Below are 230 nucleotides of genomic sequence, written 5' to 3' on the forward strand. Positions count from 1 at the left end.
TGCAAAAACATTGAAGAAGCCAATCGATACAATGCTTTAAAGCATACTTGTTTTGCTTTACTCCCAGGGTTAGCAGTAACTTTAATCTCGGCTTACTCATTGGCTGGACAGATAGGGAACGCGAGTTACTTCTTTTCTGGACTGATATTTCTAATCATAGCTTATGCCGGCTATTTAACCATGGGCTTGGACAATAGATACCAATACGTTTTGTCTGAGCAAGGTCTGGT

1 pseudogene is annotated in these 230 nt (G+C 40.4%); it reads left to right on the top strand.

Features of this window, described 5'->3' with window-relative positions:
• A pseudogene (locus UA76_RS25055) lies at positions 1-230 on the top strand (hypothetical protein); the annotation flags it as partial.

It is taken from the genome of Vibrio mexicanus (assembly GCF_001012815.1).
Classification (GTDB): domain Bacteria; phylum Pseudomonadota; class Gammaproteobacteria; order Enterobacterales; family Vibrionaceae; genus Vibrio; species Vibrio mexicanus.